This window comes from Sphingomonas sp. S6, from assembly GCF_043498045.1.
Taxonomy (GTDB): Bacteria; Pseudomonadota; Alphaproteobacteria; order Sphingomonadales; family Sphingomonadaceae; genus Sphingomonas.
Genome location: NZ_JBIEOE010000017.1, coordinates 49,253 through 57,815, shown reverse-complemented (window position 1 = coordinate 57,815; position 8,563 = coordinate 49,253). Strand labels below are relative to the sequence as shown.

General features: G+C 67.6%; 6 protein-coding genes. 2 read left to right on the top strand and 4 right to left on the bottom strand.

Features of this window, described 5'->3' with window-relative positions:
• Positions 1-17 precede the first annotated feature (17 nt).
• Positions 18-1,439 carry an alkaline phosphatase D family protein gene (locus tag ACGVWT_RS16925; protein ID WP_315463058.1) on the top strand — a complete coding sequence of 474 codons (1,422 nt, stop codon included), beginning with the start codon at positions 18-20 and terminating at the stop codon, positions 1,437-1,439.
• 75 nt (positions 1,440-1,514) lie between these two features.
• Here the strand turns inward: ACGVWT_RS16925 and ACGVWT_RS16920 are convergent, their stop codons facing one another.
• Entirely contained in the window at positions 1,515-2,537 is a 1,023-nt protein-coding gene (locus tag ACGVWT_RS16920) for an NAD(P)-dependent alcohol dehydrogenase (protein ID WP_315471980.1), read from the bottom strand.
• Between the two features lie 106 nt (positions 2,538-2,643).
• Here ACGVWT_RS16920 and ACGVWT_RS16915 point away from each other — a divergent pair, with 106 nt between their 5' ends.
• On the top strand, positions 2,644-3,570 hold the full coding sequence (locus ACGVWT_RS16915; protein ID WP_315463056.1) for a LysR family transcriptional regulator: 927 nt from the start codon (positions 2,644-2,646) through the stop codon (positions 3,568-3,570).
• Positions 3,571-3,621: 51 nt separating this feature from the next.
• On the opposite strand, the gene ACGVWT_RS16910 is transcribed toward ACGVWT_RS16915, so the two are convergent.
• The 3 genes from ACGVWT_RS16910 to ACGVWT_RS16900 are packed head-to-tail and all read right to left on the bottom strand — an operon-like array spanning position 3,622 to position 8,561.
• A complete protein-coding gene (locus ACGVWT_RS16910; RefSeq protein WP_315463055.1) occupies positions 3,622-4,083 on the bottom strand; it encodes a hypothetical protein in 462 nt (153 codons plus the stop codon).
• 16 nt (positions 4,084-4,099) lie between these two features.
• Positions 4,100-5,527: an efflux transporter outer membrane subunit gene (locus ACGVWT_RS16905; RefSeq protein ID WP_315463054.1), complete on the bottom strand. Its 1,428-nt coding sequence runs from the start codon at positions 5,525-5,527 to the stop codon at positions 4,100-4,102.
• A complete protein-coding gene (locus tag ACGVWT_RS16900; RefSeq protein WP_315463053.1) occupies positions 5,520-8,561 on the bottom strand; it encodes an efflux RND transporter permease subunit in 3,042 nt (1,013 codons plus the stop codon). Before ACGVWT_RS16900 ends, ACGVWT_RS16905 begins: the two co-directional genes overlap by 8 nt.
• Positions 8,562-8,563 lie beyond the last annotated feature (2 nt).

The following is an 8,563-nucleotide window of genomic DNA, read 5'->3' as shown; positions in this document are numbered from 1 at the left end:
CTTAACCGATGAGCCCGGTGGCCACCGAGACGCCGACGCCGGGGTGGGGCCTCGGCCCCACCCCGGCATACACCGTCATCTACACCGGGAAATTACACCACGACCGCGGACGCTACCACCGTTTCGCGAGAATCGTCGCCCACGGCGCAGCCGAAGCATTGCCGACCCATGGTGGTGCAGTGCATGTCGAGGTCACGGGTCTGCGCCCGGATCGCCCCCATTGGTATCGTTTCACCGCGTTGGGTGTGCAGAGCCCGGTCGGGCGGGCCTGGACCGCTCCTGCCCCCGAGGCGATGCCCGCGCGGTTGCGCATGACGGCAGCAAGCTGCTCGCATTGGGAACTCGGCTATTTCTCCGCCTATCGCCATATGGCCGAAGATGCGGAAAGCCGCCTGACACTGTTCTTGGGCGACTATATCTACGAAGATGGTGTTGCTCCCGAACGGCGCGCAAAGACTGTGCGCAGCTATGGCATGGGCGAGGCGATGACGCTGGCCGACTATCGCCGTCGCTACGCCCTGCACCGAACCGACCCAGACCTTCAGGCGCTGCATGCCGCCGCCGCCTGCATCGCGGTATGGGACGACCACGAGGTGCAGAACGACTATTCGGGGATCTGGTCGCAGGATCGCGCGATCGCCGTACCTGACTTCCTGCGCCGCCGCGCCGCCGCCTATCGGGCCTTTTGCGAGAACATGCCGGTGCGGCTCTCGCGGGTGATGCGCGCCGACGGCAGCTTTCGGCTCAACCGCCGGATGTGCTGGGGGCGGCTGGCCCAATTCGATGCGCTCGACGGGCGGCAGTTCCGCTCGCCGCAGGCCTGTGTCGACGGGGTGGTCAGCCGGCGCGGACGGATGGCGCCGGTCAGTTGCCCGGACTTTGACGATCCGTCGCGGACGTACCTGGGCTTTGCTCAGGAACGCTGGCTCTACGACGGCTTCACGCGCAGCCGCGCGCGCTGGAACCTGCTGGTCCAGAACCTGCTGGTCGCCCCGCTGAAGGTCGCGACACCGACCGAGACCCTGTTGTGGACCGACACCTGGAACGGCTTCGGCGCAGCCCGCAGGCGGTTGATCGACGCGATGGTCGACACGCGGCTTGCCAATCCGGTGACGCTGGCGGGCGACTATCATTCAGCCTGGTTGACCGACCTTCGGCAGGACTTCGACAAGCCTGATACGCCGGTGGTGGCGAGCGAGATCGTCGTCACGTCCATCACGTCCGACGGTCCGCCCGCCGACGGCATCATCGCCGCACTGCCCGCCAACCCCCACATCCGCTATTTCGACGCGGCGAACCGTGGCTACACCTCGATAGACCTGACGCCGGACCGGCTCGACGTTCGCTGCATGGCCATCACCGATCGGCGCGATCCACGCAGCGGGGTCCGTGTCCTGCACCGGGCGGAGGTGGCGGCCGGACGGCCGGGATTTGTCTGATAGGGCAGGCGTGGGCATCACCGCGGAAACGCCCTGACTGTCTCGCGGCCTGCTCCCAATCGGGAAGCCTGGACCTTACTCCGTCAAGCGTATGACGATCTTGCCGAACGGCCCTGCCTCCAGGTGGCGAAACGCGGCAGGCGCGTCGTCGAAGCCGTAGATCCTGTCGATAGCCGGCTTGAGATCATAGCGGTCGATCGCCCGCACCATGTCGTCGAACGCTCTACGGTGACCGACGGTGACGCCCTGGATGGTCGCGCGTTTCAGCATCATCGGGATAGCGGAGAGCGTGATGTCGGCGCCGCCCATAAAGCCGATTTGCGCGATCCGCCCGCCGCTGCCCAATGCGGCGGCCGACTCCCGGATGTTGTCGCCGCCGATCAACTCCAAAACGTGATCGACGCCCCGGCCGCTGGTGAGATCGAGCGCCGCACCAGACCATGCCGGGGTTTCGTGCGTGTCGATCACTCCCCAGGCACCAAGCGCCTGCGCCCGCTCCAGCTTGGCGGCATTCCGCGACGTCACGATCACACGAGCCCCTAGCGCCTGCGCGATCTGCAAGCCGAAGAGCGCAACGCCGCCCGTTCCCTGCACCAGCACCGTCTGGCCGGCCCGTAGGCTGCCCATCTCGACTAGCGCGAACCACGCCGTCAGTGCGGCGATGGGCAGCGTGGCAGCCTCCGCATCCGTCAGCGACGTGGGCGCTGCGACTGCAGCGTCCTCGTGTAGCACCACATACTGCGCCAGCATCCCCGGCAACGGACCACCGAGCGAGCGGCCGTGACGAACCATCTCTGCGGGCGGTTCGCCGTCAATCCATTGCGTCCAGAAATTGCCGCAGACCCGGTCGCCCGGCTTGAAGCGCGTGACGCCATCGCCGGCGGTCACCACCTGGCCTACCATGTCGGACACGGGAACGAAGGGTAGGGCGGGCATGTCGGGCAGCAGTTCGCCTTCCACTACCAGCTTGTCCCGGTAATTCAGCGATACCGCCGACACCCGGACCAGCAACTCGCGGCTTGCCAGTTCCGGGATCGGCACCTCGGCCAGTTCGAGATTGGCCAGGCCGAAGGCTGGAAGCTGCCATTGCCTCATCATTACATCGCCACCCAATGTCTGTTGATGGGATGGACGATATTAGCGACTGATGGGATTGTATCGCGACATATTGCCCGATTAGTTCTCCCCGTTCATCGTCATTGCCATGACGATCCTTTCGCAGCTTCAGGGCATCGCCGCCTTCGTCCACACGGTTGAAACCGGCAGCTTCACGGCCGCCGCGGTACGGATGGGCGTTTCGAAGTCCGCGACCGGCAAAGGGGTCGCACGTCTCGAAAATCGGCTCGGGGTGCGACTTCTCAACCGCACCACGCGCAGCCTCAGCCTCACGGCCGAGGGGCAGGACTATTATAAAAGTTGCGTGGCGATCCTTGAGGAACTTGGCATCGCCGAGGCGCGCCTGGGATCGGGGCGGGACAAGCTATTCGGGACGATCCGGATCAACCTTCCGATCTCGTTCGGCCGGCTGCACTGTATGCCGATCCTAACCGCATTGATTGCCGGGCATCCGGGGCTTCGTCTGGACGTGACGTTCGCCGACCGGCGGGTTGACCTAGCGGAGGAGGGGATCGATCTGGTCGTGCGCCTGGGCCATCCCGGCGATCAGAGCAGTCTCACCGGGCGGAGAGTTGTCTGGCAGCGTTCCGTCATCTGCGCGAGCCCGACCTATTTTGCACGTCACGGCCGGCCCGCGACCATTGCCGAGCTGACGAAGCATGACTGCCTCGCCTTCGCACGCGATGGCCGCCCGCTCCCATGGACGGTGATCGGCGACGATGGCGCCGCGCATGCGCTCGCCATGGAGCCGCGTCATATCGTCAGCCACGGCGAGGCGTTACGGGATGCCGCCGTGAGCGGGTTGGGCCTTGCCTATCTATCGACCTGGCTGGTGGCGGACGACCTGCGGTGCGGCCGCCTCGAAGCCTTGCCAATCCCGACGCCAGATGAAGAGGCGGCCATATCCATACTCTGGCACCGGTCGCGCGAGCGTTCGCAAAAAGTCCGGTTCGTTGCCGATGCCCTTATCGCGGCATTCGCACCGGTTCCGCCATGGGAGAAAGCGTCACGGTGATGCGGGTCGTCGTGAAACCCGATGCCAATCGGGACTTACCGCTCCGACAGTTTACCATATCGGCGCTGGATCAAAGTGCAGCTGAGCGTTGAGGGCGGGAATGCTGCAACGGTCCGATGGGGAGATATGGACGGCAGATGGCCGGGGGATATCTATCGTTGGGTTCGCCTTTCCAACGTGAATGAACGTAGTTCGATTGAAATTGATCTGGGCGAACGGCCCCACCTGTACCTGCCAGACCGGCCCGGGTCGATCGCGCAGCAGATCGAGGCTGGCCTGGTTGCCGGCGACGACGAAGCTGTGTCCCTTGACCGATCCGATCGCGACGGGCGCAACGACCGGGCGGTAATGATCCGAACCCTCATAGTCGGGAACGGCCGCCAACCCCGCACCGACCGCGACGATGTCGCGATCGAGGGGGTCGGTGTCCTGACGGGACTGGGCCGTGACGGGTGCGGGGAACAGGCAGGCGGTCAGCCATGCCGTCGCGCCAAAGACAGGAAATTTCGACACAGGAAGAACCTTTCGATCAGCCGCCGAGGGCGACGTGCAGCTGGATGCGGGCGAGCGCGCCAGCGATGGTCTGGCGGAGCAGCGCCCGCTCGGCGGCGGTCTGTGCGGCTTGCGCCTCGATCAGCGGCCCGGCGGCGATGTCGCCGCGCCGATATCGCGCCTCGATCGCAGCCACGGTTTGCGTTTGGGCAAGGCTGTCGATCGTCGCCAGCGCCCGCCGTCGGTCGAGCGTCCGCACCATGGCCAGTGCATCGTCCACCTCGCGCCAGGTATCGCGCACCGTTTTCTGATAGGTAAGGGCGGCGCTGCGCTCTTCGGATCGACGGAGCGACAATTGGCGTTGCAGCCGCCCACCCGCAAAGATCGGGATCGACAGCACCGGGCTGACGCCGGTGGTACGCGCATCCCACCCGAAATCGGCCAGGTTCAACACGTCGATGCCGAAGAGGCCGGAGAGGTTGAGGCTGGGATAGAAATCGGTCTGCGCGGCACCGATCGCGGCAGTTGCCGCGTGCAGCGAGGCCTCCGCGGCCAGAATGTCCGGTCGGCGGCGGGCGAGATCGCTGGGAATGCCGGGGGCGGGGGCGGCCAGCATCGGCATGGCGGACCGATCGGTCGCATCGAGAGGTGGCGTATCCGGGTTGCGGCCGACCAGCACCGTCAAGGCGCGGGCGGTGCGCGCGATATCAGCGTCGAGCGTCAGCAGCGCATCCTGTCTCGCCCGCCGCTCCCGATCCGCCGCGCGAACGTCGATGCCGGTGGCCAGTCCTCGCGTCTGGAGTGCCGTGGCGATGGCGAGCGTACGGTCGCCCAGCGCCTGCTCGCGAAGCGCAAGCCTGCGCTCCTCCACCAGTCCGCGCCATTGCCAATAGGTCTGCGCGACCGCTGCCTCGACCGACAGCTGCGCACCCCGGGCGGCGGCGTCCGCTTGCGCGGCCCCGGCGGTGGCGGCCTCCACCTCGCGCCGGGTTTTGCCCCATAGGTCGATGGCCCAGCTGGCGCTGATATCGGTCTGGTAGAGATCGAAGGCATAGCCCTTGGGGATCGTAGCGTCGGCGGCATTCGGCGACTGGCCCAGCAGCGGCGCCAAGACGCCGGCCAGCCCAGCGGTGCCGATGCGGTTGCGACTATAGCCGAGCTGTGCGCCCACCTGCGGCAGGCTGTCGGCATGCTTGGCGTCGCGGGCGATCCGCGCCGCGGCCAGCCGCTCCTCGGCGATGCGCAGGTCGAGATTGGCCCCGCGCGCCTCATCCTCCAGCCGGTCGAGCAGCGGGTCGCCGAAGCTGCGCCACCAAGGCGCATCCGGCTGGGCCGGTGCTGCGACGCTCCCCGGCCACCGCGCGGGCAGGTCGGCGACGGGCGGATGGAAATCCGGGCCGACCGTGCAGCCGCCCAGCAGCAGCAGCGCGGTCAAGCCCGCGCCGACGGTGCGACGATCAATCATGCGCGGTCCCCTTGGCAGTATCCTCGCGGCCGAAGAGCAAGAGGTAGAAAGCGGGCAGCGCGACCAAGGTCAGGATGGTCGCGCCGATCAGTCCGCCGATCATCACGATCGCCATCGGCCCCCAGAAGATGTTGAAGCACAGGGGGATGAAGGCGAGCACGGCGGCCAGGGCGGTCAGCACCACGGGGCGCGCGCGGCCGATCGTTGCCTCGATCACCGCGGTACGCACCGCCATCCCCTCGGCCCGGTGCATCTCCACCTGATCGACCAGGATGATGGTGTTGCGCATGATCATCCCGGCCAGCGCGATCAGCCCCAGCAGCGCGACGAAGCCGAACGGCGCGCCCGTCAGCAGCAGCGCCGCCACCGCGCCGATGATCCCCAGCGGCGCGGTCGCCAGCACCAGCAGGGTTCGCGGCAGGCTCTGCAACTGGATCATCAGCAGCACGAGCATGATCCCGATCGTCACGGGCAGCAGACGATAGATCGCGCGGTTGGCGTCGGCGGACAGTTCGCCGTCGCCGCCCTCCGCGATGTCATATCCGGGCGGCAGCGCAGCACGGATGGCGGCGATGCGCGAAGCGGCGGCGTCGACGATCTCGGAGGCCTGGACGTCGCCGATCATGTCGGCCTGCATCGTGATGGTTTGCGCGGCATCGCGCGTCCAGACGATCGGCTGTTCGGTGGTCGGCGACAGCGTTGCGACCTCGCTCAGCGGCACCATGCCGTGCGATGTCGATACGGGCATGTCGATCAGACCGCCCAGGTCGTGCCGATCCTCGGCCCGACCGCGCACCATGATATCGATCCGCTTTGTCCCACGCAGCACCGCGCCGCCGGGCGCGCCCGACAACGTGGCGGCAAGATCGCTCGCCACCTGCGCCCGGTCCACCCCCAGCGCCGCCGCACGCGCCGGATCGATCCGGTAGCGCGCGACCGGTGCGGCGATGCCCCAGTTGATCTGAACCGCCGTGGACGATGGGATGGCGCGCAGCACCGCCGCGATACGCTGAGCGATCGCGCGCAAGCGGGCGGGATCGGGCCCGGTCACCCGGTATTGGACCGGCGATCCCAGGCTCGGCCCCAGCGACAGGCGACGCACATGCAGGCTGGCGCCCGGGATGCCCGGCATCCGCTCCAGCGTCTCGATCAGGGCATCGCGCGCCGCCAGATCGCGGGCCACGAGCATCACCGTCGCATTCGCCGGATTGGGCAAGGCCGGACCATAGGGAAGGTAGAAGCGTGGCGCCCCGCGGCCGACGAAGCTGTCCATGCTGCGGATGCGCGGGTCGCCGTGCAGCAGATTTTCCAGCCGCCGGGTCGCCGCCGCGGTCGCCTCGATTGAGCTGCCCGGCCGCATCGCGAGGTCGACCATCACCTCGGGCCGGTCGGAATAGGGAAAGAATTGCTGCCGCACGAGTGTCGCGCCGAGCAAGCCGACCGCCAGCAGCGCGATCGTGATGCCTGCGACCAGCCAACACCGGTTCAGCGCCCACGCGATCGCGGCGCGCAGTCGCCGGTATAGTCCGGACGGCGCGGGGGCGTGGCCATGCCCCCGCGCCATGTCCGGCAACAGCTTGACGCCCAGGAACGGGGTGAAGACCACGGCGACGATCCAGCTGACCAGCAGCGCCGATCCCGTCACCCAAAAGATGCCGCCCGCATATTCACTGGTCGTCGACTGGGCGAGACCAACCGGCAGGAACCCGACGACGGTGATCAGCGTGCCGGTCAGCATCGGAAAGGCGGTGTGCGTCCAGGCATAGGCTGCGGCCTCACGCCGATCGACGCCCTGCTCCATCTGGACCACCATCGCTTCGACGCTGATGATCGCATCGTCGACCAGGAGGCCGAGCGAGAGGATCAGCGCGCCGAGCGAAATCCGCTCCAGCCCGATCCCCGCCACCCCCATGTACAAAGCGACGATCGCCAGCGTCAGCGGCACCGATAGCGCCACGACGATCCCCGTCCGCCAGCCGAGCGTGACGAAGGCGACGACGAGCACGACGGTCAACGCGCAGAAGAACTTGATGAGGAAGGTGTTCACCGCCTCGCGGATATTGGCGCTCTGGTCCTCGACCTGCGTCAGCCGCGCACCGGCGGGCAGCGTGCGCCGAACCTGCTCGGCGGCCGCGCGGATCGCCTTGCCGAAGCCAAGTCCGTCGGCGCTCGGCCGCATCGACACCGCCAGCATGACCGCCGACCGGCCGTCATGGCGCACCACCGCCTCGGGCGGATCGGCAAAGCCCCGCGCCACCGTCGCCATATCACCCAAACGCATCGCGCCGGACGGCGTCGGGATCGACGCGCTTTCCAGATCGCGAACGTCGTCCACCTCGCCGTCCAGCCGTACGGGCGTCTGCATCGCGGCCTGCACGCCGCCCGCCGGGGCAATCGCCTGACGCTGCGCCAGTACCTGGGCCAGGCGACCGGGCGACAGGCCCATGCCCGCCAGCCGCCGCGGGTCGACAGCGACGAACAACCGCTGAGACAGTTCGCCGATGATCTCGGCCTTGCCCGCTCCGGGTACGCGCAGCATCGTATCGCGCGCCTGCTCCGCCAGCCGGACAAGCCGGGCATTGTCCGCGCCGGTCAGGGCAAAGACGTAACCATAGACGTCGGCATTGTCCTCACTCGCCGCCAGCGACGCGCCACCCGGCAACGCGGGCTCGATGTCCTTCAGCTTGCGCCGGACCTGTTGCCAGACATCCTTGACCTGTCCGGGAGGGGCTGCGTCCTTCAGCTCGACGGTGATGACGCAGGCGCCGTCGAGGCAATAGGTCTGGAGATAGTCGAGATAGTCGATCCCGCGCAGCGTGCGCTCTACCGGATCGGCGACCTGCGCCTGCATCTGCGCCGGGGTCGCGCCGTCCCAGCGAGCGGAAACGATCATTTCCTTCAGCGTGAAGCCGGGATCTTCGTTGCGCCCCAGCGCCAGGAACTGCGCCGCGCCCGCGACGAAGAGCAGCGCGATCAGGAAACCCACCAGGGCGGGGTGTCGGATCGCCCAGCGGGAGAGGTTGAGCCGATCCATGG

Bases quoted from the DNA above. Each gene is read 5' to 3' on its own strand.
- ACGVWT_RS16915 (WP_315463056.1), top strand. From the start codon at position 2,644: ATGACGATCCTTTCGCAGCTTCAGGGCATCGCCGCCTTCGTCCACACG.
- ACGVWT_RS16900 (WP_315463053.1), bottom strand. From the start codon at position 8,561: ATGGATCGGCTCAACCTCTCCCGCTGGGCGATCCGACACCCCGCCCTG.
- ACGVWT_RS16920 (WP_315471980.1), bottom strand. From the start codon at position 2,537: ATGATGAGGCAATGGCAGCTTCCAGCCTTCGGCCTGGCCAATCTCGAA.
- ACGVWT_RS16905 (WP_315463054.1), bottom strand. From the start codon at position 5,527: ATGATTGATCGTCGCACCGTCGGCGCGGGCTTGACCGCGCTGCTGCTG.